Here is an 18,582-nt window from a genome sequence, read left to right as displayed (position 1 = left end):
CACCCACCCCACGTAACCGGTCACAACACGCCGAAACCAAAAGTTAAGATAGTTTACAAAATATTGTCTAAGATAGCGCCTATGAACACAGCAACGTCCGGGAAAAAACCGACCATACGCGACGTCGCGCAGCTGGCCGGCGTGTCGTACGGCACGGTCTCGCGGTATCTCAACGGCAATGCGCACGTGTCCAAAGACGCCGCCGACCGCATCGCCGCCGCCATCGAAACGGCACAATACACCCCAAACAACGCCGCACGCTCACTCGCGCAACGCCGCACGCTCACCGTCGCACTGATCATCCAGGTCGAGTCGAACGAAACCATCGTGCAGGCCAGCATGTCGACCGCCATGGCCGGCGCGAACCAGGTCCTCGGCGACGCCGGCTACCAGATGGTCACCCTCATCGCCAACAGCGAAGACAGCACACGCCGCATCGCCCAGCTCGTCAACAGCGACTTCGCCGACGGCTACCTGTTGTTCTCGCTGAGCGAGGACAGCACGCTCGCCAACACGTTCACCTCCACCAAACGCCCGGTCGTGCGCTCCGAAATCAGCGACCGCGGCGACCTGCCCTACCCGGCGGTCGACTTCACCAACGAGGAAGGCCAGCGCGACATCACACGCTACCTCATCGAACAGGGCCGCACGCGGCTCGCCTACGTGTGCGGCCCTGGCTACTCGCCGTCGTCGGTCAACCGACTCAACGGTTTCAAAGCGGCCATGGGCGAACGGTTCGACGACCGGTACGTCTACTACGCGGACGACTGGGAGGTGGCCAGCGGCGAGATGGCGGTCGCCGAGTTCCTGCCGCTGCTGCGGCCGGCAGACGGCGAGCGCCGGCCCGGACTTGACGGCATCGTGTGCGCGAACGACAGCATCGCACTCGGCGTCATCAACCAGCTCAACCGGTCCGGACTGCGCGTGCCCGACGACATCGCCGTGACCGGTTTCGACGATTCGCCGATCGCGCTGCTGTCGAACCCGAAACTCACCACCGTGCGTCAGGACTCCCAGCTGCACGGCGAGACCATGGCGAAACTGCTGCTGCAGATGATCGCCGGAGAACCGGTCGAGCCGCATTACGTGCAGCTGCTGCCGACGTCGATCGTGACGCGGCAGTCGGCGTGAGCGAGCGCGCAGCAGACAGTTTGGCGATCGGATATTTGGCGGTCGGATAAAGGAAAAGCCCGGCGGTTTGGGCCGGGCTTCAACAGAGAAAGGAGAAGAAGGGGGTTCAGTTATATGGACGACGCCCGGATCGCGGTCAACAACCCTTCGCGTCGTTGACATCCATATAACCGTGCGATGCTTGGCGCAACGATGCGTTCGGCTGAAAATCTCGTAACAATCCCCGCAACATTCGCCGGGACTGGAGCCGAGGCCGGAGACGGAGACCGTCGAATCATCGGCGCGCGAAGATTCGCTCGATCTCCCCCGTCACTCTGCCCGCCCGAGCAGAGTGACGCAGTGGGCGCGCCCCGGCGGGATTATTGCGTCACTGTGCGCGGGTTGTGCGTCACCGTGCTCGTCTTGCGCGTCACGTTGTCCGGGGTTTGTCACTCTGCTCGCCCGAGCACGGTGACGCACCACCGCAACACCAGTGTTTCCAACGGGTCACAACAGCGCGTCACCGTGCACGCCCGAGCAGAGTGGCGGAAAGAGACACCGCGCAAACGCGCACGTCCGCACCGGGCATACACGCCGTCACCGCACCGCCATCTCACTGCTGACGGTAGACCTTGGTGTACGAACCCTCCGCGCGCGGGCGCACGACGATCGAATCGATGTCCACGCTGTCGGGTTGGGCGAGCGCCCACCGCACGCATTCCGCAACATCCTCGGCGCTCAGCGGGTCGGGCACGCCAGCATAGACGGCGGCCGCGCGCTCCGCATCGCCACCGAACCGTTTAAGCGAGAACTCGTCCGTGTGCACCATGCCGGGCGCGATGTCGACCACGCGCACCGGCTCGCCGATCTGTTCGAGCCGCAGCACTCGGGCCATCACCTTCTCGGCGAACTTCGACGCGCAGTAGCCGGCGCCGCCCTCGTACGGTTCGATGCCGGCCGTCGAGGAGATGACAAGCACCGTGCCGCCGCCGGGCGCCTTCTTGAGCGCGGGCAGCAGCTTCTGCGTGATGCGCAGCGTGCCGATCACGTTCAGTTCGTACATGTTGCGCCAGTCGTCGAGGTTCGCCGTGGCGACCGGATCCTTGCCGAACGCGGCACCAGCGCAGTTCACGAGCGCCTTGACCGGACCGCCGGCGAGTATGCGGTCGACCGCCGCCTGGGTGCTCGCCTCGTCGGTGATGTCGCACACGACGTAGCCGGCCTTGCCGCCCAGCTCGGCGACGAGCGCCTTGAGCCGCTCCTCGCGCCGCGCCAACGCGACCACCGTCCAGCCATCGTTGACGAGCGCGCGCACGGTCGCCGCGCCGATGCCGCTCGACGCACCCGTGACCACCGCACGCTTGGCGGCCGGCGCCGTTGCTTCCATAGCTGATTCCCCTGCCGACTGGACCATCATTGACCTCCTTGGTTGGCGAGGCGAGCCACGCGGCCGCCCCATGCACAATCCATGATAGGAGCGGCCGCATGGCATCCGAAGGGGCGGCCCGCACTGCGTCGCACTCCGCGGCTTGCGACGCAACGGGTCACGGCATAGCGTGCTCCGTCACAGCGGGTAGGTGCACGCTGTGACGGAAAACGACACGGGAAGTGGCGCAGAAAGCGGCGCAGAAAGCGGTACGGACACGAGATGGGCAAGTACGGACAGCGGCATGCATCCCGCTCTTCGGCGAGGTCGGAGGGCACGCAGCATCCGCGCACGCGGCATCCGTGCACGCGGCACGACTCGGCGCAGCATGTTCCGTCACAGCGGGTAGGTGCACGCTGTGACGGGAATCGGCACGGGAAACGACACAGAAAGCGGCGCAAACAGCGGCACGCCGGTCAGGCTGCCGCACGGCGGTCAGGCTGCCGCACGGCGCCCGGGACTGAACGCCGCCCCGGTTTCCGCGACGCACGGCATTCGGCGATGAACGCGGCGACCAGCATGATGATCTGCGCCACCAAATTGAACCAGATGAGCACGCCGATGACGCCCGCGAACGGGGCGAGCAGCGGATTACGCGACGCCCCGCGCAACAGCCGCGCGCCCAGCAGCTGCATGACGGCGAGCGCCAGCGCGCCCAACCCAGAACCGACGAGCATGAACCTGCCGGCGTTCACATGGGCGACCACGCGCAGCAACAGCAGGAACAGGCCGAAATTGAGCAGCAGTCCAGACGCGAAACCGGTGAGTTCCAGCACGAGAGCGCCGGGCAGCGAGTCGTCGGGAATGCCCAGCAGGTGCAGCAGCGCACGGGCGATGCCGCTGGAGATCGTGCCGGCAACGGTCGACAGGATGAACAGGACGGCCACGGCCGCGGCGGCGAGCGTATCGGCCAGTCGGGATGTGACAATGGCGGGCGGTGCGGGAGGCCGGCTCGTGCGGCGGCGAGCGGCGGGCTTGAGACCGCCGAGTGCGGAACCCGGCGTCGTCGAGCTGTCAGGTCGACCGCGGCCGTGACCGCTGACGGAGCCGCGTCGACGGTCGGGACGGAAGCGGCCACGGCCGTCACTGCGAACGCGGCCGTCGGCCTCACGAACGCCGGTCTCACGGACGTCTGTATCACGGTCGTCTGTCTCACGGCTGCCGGCCTCACGAACGCCGGTCTCACGGACGCCGGGCTCCGGCTCGTCGAACATGGCGGTGACCGCGTTGCGCAGCGAGTTCATCCAGCCGGTCACCGTCCACCAGAGCAGCAGGAGCGTCGCCAGGCCGGTCCAGGTGAACGTGATCGACATCGAGGAGAGCGCGGCATCGGTCAGCAGCGAGTCGACGCCAGGGACAACGGAGCGCAGGGCGTCGGCGAGCAGTCGGCGCAGGTCTGCGTTGCCGGTGAACACCAGGCCGAACACGCTGACGGCGATCCACACGCCGCCGAAGAACGCGAACAACAGCCCATAGGCGAGTCCGTTCGCCAGCAACGGGCCGCGATGAGTGGTGTAGCGGTCCAGTATGCGGCCGGGCAGTGAGCGCCGCCAGATCGCGGCCACGGTCGCGATTGCGGCGAGGACGGATGACGTCGTGCTGGCGCGGGCGCGGCTATGCGTGCAGACACCGAGCGCAGTGCCGCCACCGTGGGTGGCATCATCGCCGTGGTTGGTAGCATCACCACGGGTGGCGGCATCACCGTTGTTGGCGGCATCACCGGGACCGGCATCATCACTACGGTTAGCAACATCACGGTAGTTGGTGGCATCACCAAGGGTGGCGGCATCGCCGGCATCACTGAGGCTGTCAGCATCACCGTGACCGGTGACATCACTACGGTTGTCGGCATCGCCGTGACCGAAAGCTTCACCGCGGATAGCGATATCGCCGTGAAGCATATCGTCGCCGCGGCTCGCACCGGAAACGCTGCTCGCGGTGCCGTTGACGTCGTGCGGATCGCCGCATGAACCGCCTCGGGGGCTTTCGGAACGCCCCGCCGCCCGTGGACGCCGCTTGTCTGCGTTGCTCATGCTTCGACTATACGGCACCGAGACCGCGACCGCAGGGGATTATGCGACACGAGAAGACACAATGCACCATAATATGCCTGTTTGGGTGATTCGCAGAGGCCCGATCACCACCCTTCGCGGAGATGTGGGTGTTTTGTTTGCACGAATCAGCGGGCACTCCAATATCAACGAATACGCAAAACGGCTTGATTCCAACGTTTTCACCGATTCGGCATTTCGCGGCAATGCGGAATTTGCCAAAATAAAACACACACATCTCGCAATAAAGCGGTTGCGGAGCGGCCGCCGGCCCCAATTCGACCTGTATCGGGAAGGCGAAGCCATGAAACTCAGTGCGCGAACATCTTCATGGACATTCGACCTGTGCGGGGAGGGCGAAACCCCGCGCACGGGCGGCCGCGCGACGGCACCCGAGCAGCAACCGCCCAAGCGCGCAATCGGCCGCCAGGCGCACGCGAATCCGCCGACCCGCGCCACACTCTGTCACAGCGGGTACCTACCCGCTGTGACGTTCATCAGGTCAGCTCGCCCATCTCCAGCCTTGTCTCCAGCCTTGCCGTTTGTCACAGCGGGTAGGTACCCGCTGTGACGAATTGCGTGCGGCGTGTGTGGCAGGTAAGCATCCCGGTTGATAGCACGCGCCCGGCTTACAGCAAGCATCCCGATTTACAGCACGCACCCGACCAACAGTAGGCGCGACAGGCGCGGGCGCAGTTCACACGCGCATGACGTTTTGTAGCCGGAGGTCTTGTCGGCGATGTCGAGTCGCCGCCGCTCACACGCGCATGGCGTCCTTGGCGGCTTCAACCTGGCTCGGGCCGCCTTCGCCGGTGGCGATGAACCGGCCCGAGGCGAGCACGTAGTAGCGGTCGGCCCGCTCTACGGCGAACTGCACCTTCTGCTCGACCAGCACCACGCCGATGCCTTTGTCCTCGGCCATCGTGCGGATGGCTTTCTGGATGTCGGCGACGATGTTCGGCTGAATGCCTTCGGTCGGCTCATCGAGAATCATGAGCTTGGGCCGGGTGATGAGTGCGCGGGCGATCGCCAGCTGCTGGCGCTGTCCGCCGGAGAGGAGGCCTGCGCGGCGTCCGGCGAACTCTTTGAGGACGGGGAACATGTCGACCGCCTCGTCGTAGCGGGCCTTCGCCTCGGATCCGTACCGGTCGGCGACGACGTGCAGGTTCTCGTCGACGGTCATCGTGCCGAACGACTGCTGGCCCTGCGGCACGAACGCCATGCCACGGCGGATGCGCTGGTTGGGTGCGGTTTTGGTGATGTCCTCGCCGTCGAAGGTGATGGTGCCGGATGTGACGGGCAGCAGGCCGAGGATCGCCTTGAGCAGCGTGGTCTTGCCGGCGCCGTTGTTGCCGACGATACTCACCCACTGGCCCGCGTCGACATCGAAGCTGATGTCGTTGACGACGGTCACCTTGCCGTATCCGGTGTTGAGATTCTGTACTTCAAGCATGGTCATGTTGGTTTCCTTCTACTGGTATGGAGTGACGGGTTGTGTGAGTGGGGATGATGGTGGGGTCGGGGTGGGGCGGCTGTGGCCCTATCCGCTTTGCGGGTGACGCTCCCCCAGTCAGCTTCGCTGACAGCCCCCTCCACCGAGGGGGCCGAGGACAATGACTCGCGCAGCGGGCGCTCCCCTAGTCAGCTTCGCTCAGCCAGCGTCCTGCAATTAAGGACGGCCTACGGCCGGCTCAATACTGGCTCACTGTCGCTCACCCCTCGCCTACAAACAGCTCCGCTGTTTGCTCGCCCCTTCACCGAGGGAGCCGAGGGGATGAGTGCGGTCCGTCGAATCTTCCTGACGGACCGTACTCGAAGCAGGTCGTACGAGTACGGTCCGTTGAGACGAAGCGGACAGCGGGTGACGCTCCCCCAGTCACGGCCTTCGGCCGTGCCAGCCCCCTCCACCGAGGGGGCCGAGGAATAGCACCAACCCGCGAGGGGCGGAGAGGTAGCATCAGCCCGCCGCGGGCGCTCCATCATTCGCCTTCCGCGCACGGCAATCAATGATGTGTGCGGTTTCAAGGCGCACATGGCGCAGGCGTGCTTGAGCACGTCAAGCCATGAGCAACGCAGAAAACGCTCCATCATTCGCCTCCGCCCAGGTAGATGCGGACTACTTCGTCGTTGCTTTGTATCTCCTCCACGGAGCCTTGGGCGAGGATTTCGCCTTGGTTGAGGACTGTGACGGAGTCGGCGAACTGGCGCATGAATTCCATGTCGTGTTCGACGATGATGACGGTGCGGTTTTTGCTGCATCGTTTGAGCAGTTCGCCGGTGGCGATGCGTTCGGCGGGGGTCATGCCGGCGACTGGCTCGTCGAGGAGGAGCAGGTGGGCGTCCTGGACGAGGAGCATGCCGATTTCGAGCCATTGTTTTTTGCCGTGGGGGAGGATGCCGGCCGGCTTGTGGGCGTCTTCGGTGAGGTTGCAGACATCCATCATGTATTCCACGTTTTGGGATGCGCCGCCCATGGGTCGGAAGAGGGCGCGGCCTTTCTTGCGGAATCCTTCGGCGAGCTGGAGGTTTTCGAGGACGCTGAGTTCTTCGACGACGGACGCGGTTTGGAAGGTGCGGCCGACGCCGAGTTTAACGATATCGTTGGGCTTGCGCCCCAACAGCTGTTCGCCGCGGAATTTGGCGGATCCGGTGGCGGGGACGAGTCCGGTGATGGCGTCGATGATGGTGGTTTTGCCGGCGCCGTTGGGGCCGATGAGGAACCGCAGGTCGCCGTGTTCGACGGTGAGGTCGAGGTTTTTGACGGCGACGAACCCGTCGAATTCGACGTGGAGGCCTTGGATTTCGAGGTAGTCGTTCCATTGGCCGCCGCGGTCGTCGAGGACGGCGAGCTGGTCGTGCAGCCGGGTGCGTTCTTCGGCGATTTCGGCTTTCATCTGGGCGGCTTCGTCGCGCATGCGTTTGGCTTCGTCGCGCATCTGGACCATTTCGGCGCGCAGCTGTTCGAGTTCGGCGGCCGACGCTGGGGTGCCGCCGCCCGCGACACCGCCCGCACCCGCGCCTGCGACGGTCTGGTATTCCTCGGTTCCGGAAGTGGTCATCTTGTCGTTCATGCGTTCACCGCCTTTGCTGTCGTGGGGGATGTCGTCTTGGCTGCCGGCCCGGCGCCCGCGACGGCTTCCGCCGCACCCGCAGCCGCGCCCGCAGCAGCCGCGCCGCCCAGCCCGATCTTCTCCTTGACCCACGGCCACAGTCCTTTGAACTGGCCGAGTCCCATGGGCACGAAGGCGATGATGAGGATGAAGATCAGGCCTTCGATGTACGTCCATGCGGACGGGTACGCCTCGGACAGCTGCGTTTCAGCAAAACGCACGAGCAGCGTGCCGACGACCGGCCCGAGCAGGGTGGTGCGTCCGCCGATCACCACGCCGGCGAGCATGAGGATCGACGGGGTGACGCCGATGTCGGACGGCGAGATGATGCCGACGACGGGCACGAACATTGCGCCGCCGATGCCGGCGAACATGGCGGCCAGCGAGAAGGCGAACACCTTGATGGACGCGGGGTTGTAGCCGAGGAACTTCATGCGGTTCTCCTGGTCGCGCACGCCGATGATGAGGTCGCCCATGAACGAGCGGCGGATCCACCAGACGATGAGCACCATGGCGAGCGTGAGGAACGCGCAGATGTAGAAGATCATCTGCTTGTTCGCGTCGTCGGTGAGGTCGTAGCCGAAGAACCCTTTGAAATCGTTGAGGCCGTTGGTGCCGCCGGTGGTCTTGGACTGGCCGATGAGCAGCACGGAGAACGCGGCGACGAGCGCCTGCGAGAGGATCGCGAAGTACGCGCCGCGCACGCCGCGCCCGAACACCGCAAGTCCCAGCAGCGCGGCGATCGCGCCGGGCACGGCGGCCACTCCGATCACCGCGATGACCGGGTTGCGGAACAGCTCCCAGAATCCGGGCACCTCGGTGATCCCGTACTGGGCCATGAAGTCCGGCACCTGGCCGGGGCCGATGTCCGACAGCTTCATGTGGATGGCCATCACGTACGCGCCCAAGCCGAAGAACAGGCCCTGGCCGAGCGTCAGCATGCCGCCCTGACCCCACGCCAGGCCGATGCCGACCGCGACCATCGCATAGCACAGGTACTTCGACAGCAGGCCGAGGTTATAGACGCTCATCACCGAAGGCGCGAGCAGGATCAGCAGCACGGCGATGACCGTGCCGATCCACGCCTTGTACGTCGCGGCGAACTCGGCCGGCGACATCGTGGTCAATTTCTTCATCACCCTTCCCCCTTACGCAAGATTCCTCGAACGGATCGCCACGAGACCCTGCGGCCGGAACTGCAGGAACACGACGACGATCAGGAACACGGCCACCTGGCCGATCGACGCGGACGTCGGCAACTCGATCGCCGACTGGCACAGCCCCAGCACGAACGAGGCGATGACCGCGCCCTTGAGCTGTCCCACGCCGCCTGCGACGACCACGAGAAACGCCTGCACGATGAACGTCGTGCCGAAGTTGAAGCTGATCGAGTTGAGCAGGCTCAACGCGACGCCCGCGATGCCGGCGATGCCGGAGCCGAGGAAGAACGTCACATGGTCGACCGTGCGCGTCGAAATGCCGGACACCTCGGCGAGGTCGCGGTTCTCGGACGTCGCGCGGATCTGCCTGCCGAGCGGCGTGAGCTTGAGCACCGCGTACAGCGCGGCCACGCACACGATCGACAGGATGAAGATGAACAGGCGACCGGCCGAAAAACTGTAGCCGAACACGGTCACCGGATTGGTGAGCGCCTCCGGTGCGGCCGCATACACGGGCGTCGCGCCGAAGATGTCGCGAGCCAGCTGCTGCAGCACCAGCGAGACGCCGAACGTGACGAGCAGCGTGTCCAGCGGACGGCTGCGCATCCGCTCGAGCAGCGCCACGTCAAGCAGCAGGCCCAGCAGTCCGGAGACCACGAAGCCGACCACCAGCGCGACGGCGAGCGCCACGCCCTTGTTGCCGATGAGCGTGCTCATCACGTAGGCGGTGTACGCGCCGGCCATCATGAATTCGCCGTGCGCGTTGTTGATGACGCCCATCTGGCCGAACGTCAGCGACAGGCCGAGCGCGGCGAGCAGCAGGATCGAGCCGTTGGACAGACCTGCCACTATCTGCGGGAATAGCATGTTCATTGTGGGTTTCTCCCCTCTCTTTCGGTCGTCTCTCGCCTAGTTGCCGGACGTGCCGGAACCGGACTCGCCGGACGAGTCGCTCTGCAGGCTCGCCGCCCAGTCGTACCCCTTGAGGTACGGGTCGGGCTTGATCGGGCCGTCGGACTTCCACACGGTGTGGATGAGCTTGTCGTCGCCGATCTCGCCGATGTACGAGGTCTTGTAGATGTGATGGTTCTCGCCGTCCACCTTGACCTTGCCTTCCGGCGCGTCGAACGTGACGCCGTCGGCGGCGGCCTTCACCTTGTCGACGTCGAACGACTTGGCTTTCTCGACCATGCCCTTCCACAGGTAGACGGACGTGTACGCGGACTCCATCGGGTCCGAGGTCGGCCGGTTCGCGCCGTACTTCGCCTTGAAGTTCCTCACGAACGTCCGGTTCTGCTTGTTGCCGAGCGTCTGGTAGTAGTTCCAGGCGGTCAGCTGGCCGCGCACGTTGTCGACGCCGATCGCGGAGACCTCCTCCTCGGCGATCGACATGGAGATGACCGGCGTGGTGGCCGCCTTGAGGCCGCTGGCCTTGTACTCCTTGAAGAACGCGACGTTCGAATCGCCGTTGAGCGTGTTCACCACGGCGTCCGCCCCGGAGAACTTCAGCTTGTTGACGATCGTCGTGAAATCGGTGGAGCCCATCGGCGTGTACTCCTCGCCGACCACCTCCATGCCGTTGCCCGCCGCATACGCCTTGACCACACGGTTCGCAGTCTGTGGGAACACATAATCGGAGCCGACCAGGAACAGCTTCTTATAGCCCTTCTCCTTGAGATAGTCGAGCGCGGGCACGATCTGCTGGTTCGGCGCGGCGCCCGAATAGAAGATGTTCGGACTCGCCTCCATGCCCTCATACTGCAGCGGGTAGAACAGCAGCGCGTTGTCCGCCTCGAACACCGGCAGCATGGCCTTGCGCGAGCTGGACGTCCAGCCGCCGAACACCGCGGCCACGCACTCCTTCTCGATCAGCGTCTTCGCCTTCTCGGCGAACACGGCCGGCTCCGACTTGCCGTCCTGCTGGACGACCTTCAGCTGCTTGCCGAGCACGCCGCCCTTCGCGTTGATCTCGTCGACCGCCATGTGCAGCGAGTCGCTCACCGTCTGCTCCGAGATCGCCATCGTGCCGGACAGCGAGTTCACGAAACCGATCTTGATGCTGCTGCCCGACGTGTCCACGCACGACTTGGCGGTGCCGGCGGCGCTCGCCGAGCCGGCTTCCAGCGCCTCCTTCTCGGCGACCGTCCGCCCCCAGCCGCAGCCGCCGGTCGCCAGCACCGCAGCGGCCACGCACATCGTGGCGGCCGCACGGGCGCGAACCCGTCGCATCACCGGAAATCTGGTCATCCGTCCGTCCTCCCTCTCTTGGAACTGCGTCGATATCCCCGTGCCGCCGCTTGCGTATGTGCCTATGTGAGCGTGCGCGGCTCCGGAAAACGAGACACAGCATGACAGCGGACCGTGCGTCTTTCGTTGCCTGATTGTTTCCGTAGTGTCTCGATGATGACGAAACTGTTACGCGAGGTGCGGCAGACGGTCTGCGGCAGACGGAGGCGTGCGCGGCGACGCGGACGTGCGGCGGCACGGTAGGCCGGCAGTGTGCGCATCGTTGGAATCGCAACGGTTTCGCGGGGTGCGGTCAGCGGACGGCCGGGTGGCCGGCGTGCGTTTTTCGATACGGTCCGCGGACCGGATTCCGCACCGTGAGACGATATCGATCATGTGACCGCCGGCACACGCGCGACGACTCGCGACGTCGCCAACATGTGAGATAGACGGTACGCTGGTAGGTATGGAACTCCACGTTTTGAATCATCCGCTCGTCGAGCACAAACTGACCGTGCTGCGAGACAAGAACACCCCGTCCTCCACCTTCCGCGAGCTCGTCTCCGAACTCGTCATGCTCGAAGCATACGAAGCTACGCGCGACCTGTCCGTCGTCGCCGCGCCCATCGAAACGCCCGTCGCCCCCATGACCGGCAAGAAGCTCGCAGAACCGCGACCCATCATCGTGCCCGTCCTGCGCGCCGGACTCGGCATGCTCGACGGCATGACCCGGCTCCTGCCCACCGCCGAAGTCGGATTCCTCGGCATGAAGCGCGACGAAGAACACCCCACCCAGCAGGTCACCTACGCCAACCGCCTGCCCGACGACCTCACCGGCCGCCAGTGCTTCCTCATCGACCCCATGCTCGCCACCGGCGGCACCCTCGTCGCCGCCACGCACTACCTGGCCGAGCGCGGCGCCAAGGACGTCACCGCCATCAACATCATCGCCGCGCCGGAAGGCATCAAATACGTCGAAGAGCACATCGACCCCTCCATCGACTTCAAGGTCGTCGTCTGCGCGGTCGACGAGAAGCTGAACGAGAAATGCTATATTGTGCCGGGTTTGGGCGACGCCGGCGACCGTCTCTACGGCGTCATTGATTGACGTGCGCGTCGGCGGCGTTGGCTAGCGGAGCGTATACCGCCTTTCCTCAGCACTCGACGTGCGTAAGCACGCCTTCGGCTTCGGACGGCGGTCTCCGCACACGCTAGCCAACGCCGCCCGAGATTGTGGGGCGCATGAGCAGGTTTATAGGCTTGGCGGCTCTTAGCCCCCTCGGCCCCCTCGGTGGAGGGCCGAGCCGTCAAGCAAACGCCGGAGCTGTTTGTAGGCGAGGGGCGAGCGACAGCGAGCCAGCATTGGGTCGGCCGTAGGCCGTCCTTGATTGCAGGACGCTGTCGGCGAAGCCGACTGGGGGAGCGCCACCCGCTTCGCCGGCACATCCCCCTCAATCGCCTACAGCACTCGACTACCCCTCAATCAACTTCGCCGCCAAATCCCCTCACAGGGGGAGCCAAAGCGATGATTCTGCCGCCCAGTCAGCCCCTCATGCGAGATGTGTGTGTTTTGATTCGCGGATTCGTCGACGTCAGCGGTCGGCCCATATGCTGAAAATGGCTCTATCAAGCCGTTTTCAGCATATTGCCGTTTTGCGGTGCCATCGGTTTTTCAAAAACAAAACACACACATCTCGACCGTCACATTCGGCAAACGCACACAATACGACAAAACAGCGCTAAACATATAGTTTCACTGTGTAATACCGGCACGCGAGACGGCAAACCGGCACAATCCGGCCATCATCAGCAAGGAGCCACATGCAGATCGACATCATCGCACCCGGCCGCGTGAAGGAACGCTACCTGCGCGACGCCATCGACGAATACTCGAAACGCCTGTCGCGCTACTGCCGGCTGAACATCATCGAGGTCGCCGACGAGAAGACGCCCGAACACGCCTCCGAGGGCGTCGAACGGCAGATCAAGGCGAAGGAGGGCGAGCGTATCGCCAAGCACCTGCGCGACAACGCCTATGTAATCGCGCTCGCCATCGACGGCCGGCAGCTGACCAGCGAGGAACTGGCCGCGAAGATCGACGACCTCGGCCTGCGCGGCACCAGTCACATCCAACTGGTCATCGGCGGGTCGATCGGCCTGGATGACGCGATCCTGCGCCGCGCCGACTTCCGTCTGAGCTTCTCGAAGATGACGTTCCCGCACCAGCTCATGCGCGTGATCCTGCTCGAGCAGATCTACCGCGCCTACAAGATCAACGCCGGCGAGCCCTACCACAAGTAGGCGCCGCGGCGAGACGCCATGGGCGGGGCTCCACGCAAACGCCACGGGGTGCCGACGGAGAAGCCCCGCACCGCTACGCGAATCAACAGCAAGGTCGCCCCGCCGTCACTCCCCCATCCGGCTTCGCCACCAGCATCTTCACGTCACTCTGCTCGGGCGAACACAGTGACGCAAGTGCGAAAACCCAGTATTTGCAACGGGTTTCGCCCCCGCGTCACCGTGCTCGGGCAAGCAGAGTGACAAACCCCGGACAACGTGACACACAAGACGAGCAACGTGACGCGCAACCCGAACGCAGTGACGCGCAACCCGAACGCAGTGACGCACAACCCGCGCAGCGTGACGCACAACCCGCGCAGAGTGACACGGGGGCGCCATAACCCCTGACGGCCGCCTCCCACCCACCGGCCACGCACTCACCTTTTTACGCACTCACCCTTTACACACCCACCCCTTTGCATACCCCCTTCACATACCCACCGAAAGGGAGGTCGAATCGATATGCGAGGGGCACCCCCGAGTCACCGCCTTCGGGCGGCCCGCGTCCTGCAATTACGGACGACTTCCGGGCGTTCCCGACTAGAAGACTACCGATTCTAGTCGGAAACGCCCGCTAATCGCCCGAGTTGCGGTCCTTTGCGGCCAGAAGCCCGCCGATCCTAGTCGAAAACGGACGCAAAACAGCCCATCAGCGTCCGTTTCCCACCAGAAGAGCCGTCGAACCGGTAGAAAACAGCCGCAACCCACCACCGGCCACCACCAACGGACACCCGCGACTCACCCACGGCTCACCAGCAGCCCACAACCCACCAGCAACTCCGCCCCGCCGCCAGCCGGCTCACTCCACGGATTTGAGCGAGCTGACCGGATCGATACGGTCGAGCACCGGATTGGTGAGCAGTTGCACGATCAGCGAGAACCCGACCGTCGCCACCGCGGCGATCAGATAACTGCTCCAGCGCACATCCACTTCGAAATACAGCGACGGCATGTTGAGCGCGGCGGTGAGCAGCCCGCCGACCCACCGGCCGAGCGGCAGGCCGACGACCACGCCCATGAGCGTGAGCAGCAGCATCTCACGGTTCACATACCGGTGCACTTCACGGTCGTAGAAGCCGAGCACCTTGAGCGTGGCCATCTCACGCACGCGCTCGGAGACGTTCGTGTTCGCCAGCGTGAACAGCACGACGAGCGCGAGCGCCCCGGCGAGCGCGACGATCAGCGCCACGACCGCGCCCATCAGGTCGAACGCGAAACTGGCGGCCAGGTCGGCGCAGCTCACGGCCTTCACGATGACCGGATCGTCGGCGAGGTCATCCGCGTAGGCGATCTGCTTGGCGTCGCTGCTGCGGCCGAGCTTCGCGTACACGGCGTTCCAGACGGGCGCGGCGTCGCCGTCCCCGCCGAACAGCCGCCCGTACAGCGTTTCGCTGACGTACACGTCGGAGCCGATCAGGCTGCGCGTGACGGCGGCGACCTTCACGCGCGTCCGTTCCAGCCCGTCGCCGCGCAGGGCGACGACATCGCCGGCCTGGATGCCGAGCGAGTTCGCGGCGGACTGGCTGACGATGACGCCGCCGTCGCCGAGCGTCACCGCCGTGCCGCCGCCGCAGCCGAACAGGCCGCCGCTGTACCGGCAGACCGGCCCCGTGTCGGCGGTCCGCAGGTCGATCATGCGACCCAGCTGCGCCGATTTGCCGCGCGGCACGACGACCAGCTGGATGGTCTCGCTGCCGCCAGCCGCAACGCTGCCGGTCGAGCCGCTGTCCGAGCCGCCAGTCGGCCCGATTTCGCCGTTTTCGACGCGCACGTTGAGCGACGACGTGACCAGGCCGTCGTCGTCGAGCCGCGCGCGCATGGCGGCCGCGTCGGCGTCGGCGGAGACGGTCATCAGGTCATACCGGTAGATGCCGTCGTACTGTTTGACGCCGAGCGTGGCGACCGTGTCGTTGATGGCGAAGCCGCAGACGATCAGCGCAGTGCAGCCGGCCACGCCGCCGACCGTCATGATGAGCCGCGACTTGAAGCGGAAGATGTTGCGCGCGGTGACCTTGCCGAGGAAGCTCAGCCGACGCCACAGCGGTCCGACGCGTTCCAGCAGGATGCGCGCGCCGGCTTTCGGCGCTTTCGGGCGCATGAGCGCGGCGGGCGTCTGGCGGATTTCGCCGCGGCAGGCCACTGCGGTCGCCACGGCCACGCCGACCACGAACAGCGCGATGCCGGCCGACCCGTACAGCCAGTCGTATTCCAGTTGCACGCCCGGCAGCGTGTACAGGCCTTCGATCACGACGAGCAGGAACGCGGGGATGCCGAGGAATCCGGCCAGCAGGCCGAGTCCGCCGCCGATCAGGCAGGCGAGCAGCGCGAACAGCAGGTATCGGGCGGCGAGCGCGAGACCGCCGTAGCCGAGCGCGAGGTACGTGCCGATCAGGCCGCGGTCCTCTTCGACCATGCGGGTCATGGCGGTCAGGCTCATCAGCACCGCGACGAGCAGGAACACGACCGGGAACGCGCGGCCGATCGACTGGATGGAGCTCATGTCGGATTTGAACGCGCTGAACCCGCCGATGGAGGCGCGCGTCTGCACGTACCAGCGCACTTCGGGCAGGTCGGCGAGGGCTTGCGATTGCTGTTCGGCGAGCTGCCGGGTGGTTTTGGCGCGTTGGGCGTCGAGGTCGGACTGCGCCTGGTCGAGCTGCCGCTGGGCTTGGGTGAGCTGCGGGCTTTGGGCGATGATGGCGGCGCGCAGCTGGGCGGTTGTGGTTGTTGCGGCGGTTGCGGCGGACGGCGCGGCGGCTTGGGTGGCGGCCGCCTGCCGGGACGACTGCGGCTGCGTGGATGACTGCGGTTGCGCGGACGTCTGGCCCTGCATCGCGGAGGCGAGCGCGTCGACCTGCGCGTTCAGCTGGTCGCGCTGCCGGTCGATCTGGGTCTGCGCCTGCGCGAACTTGCGGTCGGCTTCAGATCTCGCGTCTGCGATGCGGCTCGTCACGGCGTCCTCGAGCTGCGTGCGACGGGCCTTCTGCCGGTCGGATTGCACGCGCTGTTCGATGCGTGCGGTGACGGCGGACACGGCGTCGTCGTAGACGTCGGAGAACGTGTCGAGATCTGCGGCGCCGCGCACGCGCAGGTTGATGGCGGTGTAGACGGGGGCCGCGTCGTCGGTGTCGGATGTTGAGGCATCGGACGTGTCGCCGGACGCGGCGGCAGTGTCGGACTGTGCAGGGTCGCCGGACGCGACGCTGGATGCCGTATCGGACTGGGAGACGGTCGTCTCGGCAGCGGAATCGGCATCCAGCGTCGCGGCCGCGTCGGTCTCGGTCACGAAGAACGTGTAGTCCTCGGTGGACGACGACCGGAACGAGGTCATCGCCGAGTATCCGTCCGGATTGCTCAGGTCGCGCGGGTCAATCACCACGCCCACGATAGTGAGCCGGTTTGCGTCGGTTTCTGTTGCAGCGTCGTTCACGTCGTCGGCCATGCTGTCGGCGATGTCAACCATGTCGCCGAGCTTCAGTCCGGCATCCTTGAGGAACTTGGCGGTGACCGCGGCCTCGCCGGCGGCTTGCGGCAGGCGGCCGCGCTGCAGGTACGGCCGGTCGAGACGGTCGCCGATCTGCTGCAACGTCACGGTTTTGCTCGACCCGCCGACCGTGAGCGTGGCGGACCGCGAGCGCACCGCCTCGACCGTCTCCACGCCGGAGACGCGGCGCAGTGCGGCCACGTCGTCGTCGGTGAGGCCGGCGGTCGAGACGATCTGGATGTCGTGCAGGCCCTGAGCGTCGTAGAACCGGCCGGCCGCGAGGAACGCGTCGCGGCAACCAGCGTAGATGCCGGTGAGCACGGCGACGCCGAGCATCGAGATGACCGCGATCGAAGCGAACCGCTTCCACGAGCGCAGCCAGCAGCGCAACGTGTCGCGGACGAACGCGGACGGCAGCGCCGCGCGGGAGGTACGCCCGGCCGATGGGCCGGACGACGGCCCGGACGATGGAACGGACGATGGAACGGCAGCCGCACCGCCAGCCGAGCCGGCCGCAGCCAAGTCGGTCGCAACTGAGCCGGCCGTAGCCAAGTCGCCTGCTGAGACGCCGGCAAAGCCGGCTGCAGTCGAGGCGCCGCCTGTCGCACCTTCGACAGCCAAAACGACTGCCGACCTACCGGCTGAAACGTCACCGGCCGCAGCGCGTTCCACCCCGCCGACGGCGCGGCGCTCGGCGACGCCCAATCCGTTCGCATCGTCATGACCCGCCGTATTGCCGGCACCGCTCGCGCGGAAATCCGAAGGCCGGCTCGCGATTTCGCCGGCATCGCGCCGCGCAGCATGTTCCACGGATTGTTCCACGGATTGTTCCACAGGATGTTTCACAGGGTCCACGTCGCGTGTCATCGCTCTCACCTCCTCACCATTCGATGTCGGCGATCGGCGACGGCGCGGCATTGACCTCCTCGGCCGTGACCTTGCCCGACCGGAAGCGGACCACCTTGTGCGCCATCGGGGCGAGCGCCGAGTTGTGCGTGATGATCAGCACCGTCATGCCCTCCTCATGGCAGATGTCCTGCAGCAGCTGCAGCACCTCCTTGCCGGTCTCATAATCCAGTGCGCCGGTCGGCTCGTCACACAGCAGCAGCTTCGGTTTCTTCGCGATGGCTCTGGCGATCGACACACGCTGCTGCTCGCCGCCGCTCAGCTGCGCCGGAAAATTGCCGAGACGGTCACCGAGCCCCACTTTGGCGAGGGTTTGTGCCGGGTCGAAATGGTCGGTGCAGATCTGGCTCGCCAGCTCCACGTTCTCGAGCGCGGTGAGGTTTGGCACCAGATTGTAGAACTGGAACACGAAGCCGATGTCGTTGCGCCGGTAGGCGATCAGCTCGCGTTTGCGCAGATGCGTGACGTCGCGGCCGCCGACCACCACGCGGCCGGACGTGGCCGTGTCCATGCCGCCGAGAATGTTCAACGCCGTCGTCTTGCCCGCGCCCGACTGGCCGAGAATCACCGTCAGCTCGCCTTGCGCGGCCGTGAAACTCGCGCCGTCCAGCGCGCGGATCGGCGTGCCGCCGCCCGTCGGATACTCCTTGACCACCTGATCAAATTCGATATACGCCATTGCACACCTCTTCACACGATTCCTCCCCTTCTCTTATACCCCTTTTACCCCCCCTCACACCTCACTACTGTAGATCGTGGTGGGCCCGAG

General features: G+C 65.6%; 14 protein-coding genes and 1 pseudogene. 5 read left to right on the top strand and 10 right to left on the bottom strand.

Translation table 11 applies throughout. The annotated features are described in order from the left end of the window. Positions 1 to 81 precede the first annotated feature (81 nt). A complete protein-coding gene (locus F7D09_RS09930) occupies positions 82 to 1,131 on the top strand; it encodes a LacI family DNA-binding transcriptional regulator (protein ID WP_152235331.1) in 1,050 nt (349 codons plus the stop codon). A gap of 592 nt (positions 1,132 to 1,723) precedes the next feature. On the opposite strand, the gene F7D09_RS09925 is transcribed toward F7D09_RS09930, so the two are convergent. The 3 genes and pseudogenes from F7D09_RS09925 to F7D09_RS11685 form a co-directional block, all read right to left on the bottom strand. Continuing rightward, positions 1,724 to 2,497, bottom strand: coding sequence for an SDR family oxidoreductase (locus F7D09_RS09925; RefSeq protein WP_152235330.1), 774 nt, complete (start codon positions 2,495 to 2,497; stop codon positions 1,724 to 1,726). Between the two features lie 455 nt (positions 2,498 to 2,952). After that, positions 2,953 to 3,750 carry a YhjD/YihY/BrkB family envelope integrity protein gene (locus tag F7D09_RS09920; RefSeq protein ID WP_319792557.1) on the bottom strand — a complete coding sequence of 266 codons (798 nt, stop codon included), beginning with the start codon at positions 3,748 to 3,750 and terminating at the stop codon, positions 2,953 to 2,955. Then, positions 3,745 to 4,101 (bottom strand): annotated as a pseudogene (locus tag F7D09_RS11685) (YhjD/YihY/BrkB family envelope integrity protein); the annotation flags it as partial. The pseudogene F7D09_RS11685 and the gene F7D09_RS09920, both read right to left, overlap by 6 nt. 51 nt (positions 4,102 to 4,152) lie before the next feature. Here F7D09_RS11685 and F7D09_RS11225 point away from each other — a divergent pair. Then, positions 4,153 to 4,506, top strand: a complete 354-nt coding sequence (locus tag F7D09_RS11225) for a hypothetical protein (RefSeq protein ID WP_193312440.1) — start codon at positions 4,153 to 4,155, stop codon at positions 4,504 to 4,506. Positions 4,507 to 4,630: 124 nt separating this feature from the next. Continuing rightward, positions 4,631 to 5,158 carry a hypothetical protein gene (locus tag F7D09_RS09915; protein ID WP_152235329.1) on the top strand — a complete coding sequence of 176 codons (528 nt, stop codon included), beginning with the start codon at positions 4,631 to 4,633 and terminating at the stop codon, positions 5,156 to 5,158. Between the two features lie 186 nt (positions 5,159 to 5,344). On the opposite strand, the gene urtE is transcribed toward F7D09_RS09915, so the two are convergent. The 5 genes from urtE to urtA all read right to left on the bottom strand — a co-directional run bounded on the left by urtE (position 5,345) and on the right by urtA (position 11,104). Further along, the gene (gene urtE, locus F7D09_RS09910; RefSeq protein WP_226836247.1) at positions 5,345 to 6,046 is read right to left on the bottom strand and encodes an urea ABC transporter ATP-binding subunit UrtE; all 702 of its coding nucleotides are present in this window, start codon (positions 6,044 to 6,046) and stop codon (positions 5,345 to 5,347) included. 628 nt (positions 6,047 to 6,674) lie between these two features. Beyond that, entirely contained in the window at positions 6,675 to 7,658 is a 984-nt protein-coding gene (locus F7D09_RS09905; protein WP_226836245.1) for an ATP-binding cassette domain-containing protein, read from the bottom strand. Beyond that, on the bottom strand, positions 7,655 to 8,833 hold the full coding sequence (gene urtC / locus F7D09_RS09900; protein WP_226836251.1) for an urea ABC transporter permease subunit UrtC: 1,179 nt from the start codon (positions 8,831 to 8,833) through the stop codon (positions 7,655 to 7,657). The genes F7D09_RS09905 and urtC overlap by 4 nt, the downstream gene beginning before the upstream one ends. A 12-nt stretch (positions 8,834 to 8,845) precedes the next feature. Beyond that, entirely contained in the window at positions 8,846 to 9,730 is an 885-nt protein-coding gene (urtB, locus tag F7D09_RS09895; protein ID WP_152235328.1) for an urea ABC transporter permease subunit UrtB, read from the bottom strand. A 36-nt stretch (positions 9,731 to 9,766) separates the two neighbouring features. Further along, positions 9,767 to 11,104 carry an urea ABC transporter substrate-binding protein gene (gene urtA, locus F7D09_RS09890; protein WP_226836243.1) on the bottom strand — a complete coding sequence of 446 codons (1,338 nt, stop codon included), beginning with the start codon at positions 11,102 to 11,104 and terminating at the stop codon, positions 9,767 to 9,769. Positions 11,105 to 11,549: 445 nt separating this feature from the next. Here urtA and upp point away from each other — a divergent pair, with 445 nt between their 5' ends. After that, positions 11,550 to 12,191 (top strand): uracil phosphoribosyltransferase, encoded by a 642-nt coding sequence (upp, locus tag F7D09_RS09885; RefSeq protein WP_152235327.1) that lies wholly within the window; start codon positions 11,550 to 11,552, stop codon positions 12,189 to 12,191. Between the two features lie 713 nt (positions 12,192 to 12,904). Beyond that, the gene (rlmH, locus tag F7D09_RS09880) at positions 12,905 to 13,384 is read left to right on the top strand and encodes a 23S rRNA (pseudouridine(1915)-N(3))-methyltransferase RlmH (protein WP_152235326.1); all 480 of its coding nucleotides are present in this window, start codon (positions 12,905 to 12,907) and stop codon (positions 13,382 to 13,384) included. Positions 13,385 to 14,222: 838 nt separating this feature from the next. Here the strand turns inward: rlmH and F7D09_RS09875 are convergent. Both F7D09_RS09875 and F7D09_RS09870 read right to left on the bottom strand, forming a co-directional pair. Beyond that, positions 14,223 to 17,324, bottom strand: coding sequence for an FtsX-like permease family protein (locus tag F7D09_RS09875; protein ID WP_404979594.1), 3,102 nt, complete (start codon positions 17,322 to 17,324; stop codon positions 14,223 to 14,225). A 463-nt stretch (positions 17,325 to 17,787) separates the two neighbouring features. Beyond that, positions 17,788 to 18,492 carry an ABC transporter ATP-binding protein gene (locus tag F7D09_RS09870; protein ID WP_152235325.1) on the bottom strand — a complete coding sequence of 235 codons (705 nt, stop codon included), beginning with the start codon at positions 18,490 to 18,492 and terminating at the stop codon, positions 17,788 to 17,790. Positions 18,493 to 18,582: the final 90 nt, after the last annotated feature.

Source organism: Bifidobacterium leontopitheci, from assembly GCF_009193355.1.
Taxonomy (GTDB): domain Bacteria; phylum Actinomycetota; class Actinomycetes; order Actinomycetales; family Bifidobacteriaceae; genus Bifidobacterium; species Bifidobacterium leontopitheci.
The sequence above is the reverse complement of the archived record's forward strand: the minus strand, read 5'-3'. Positions and strand labels throughout refer to the sequence as shown.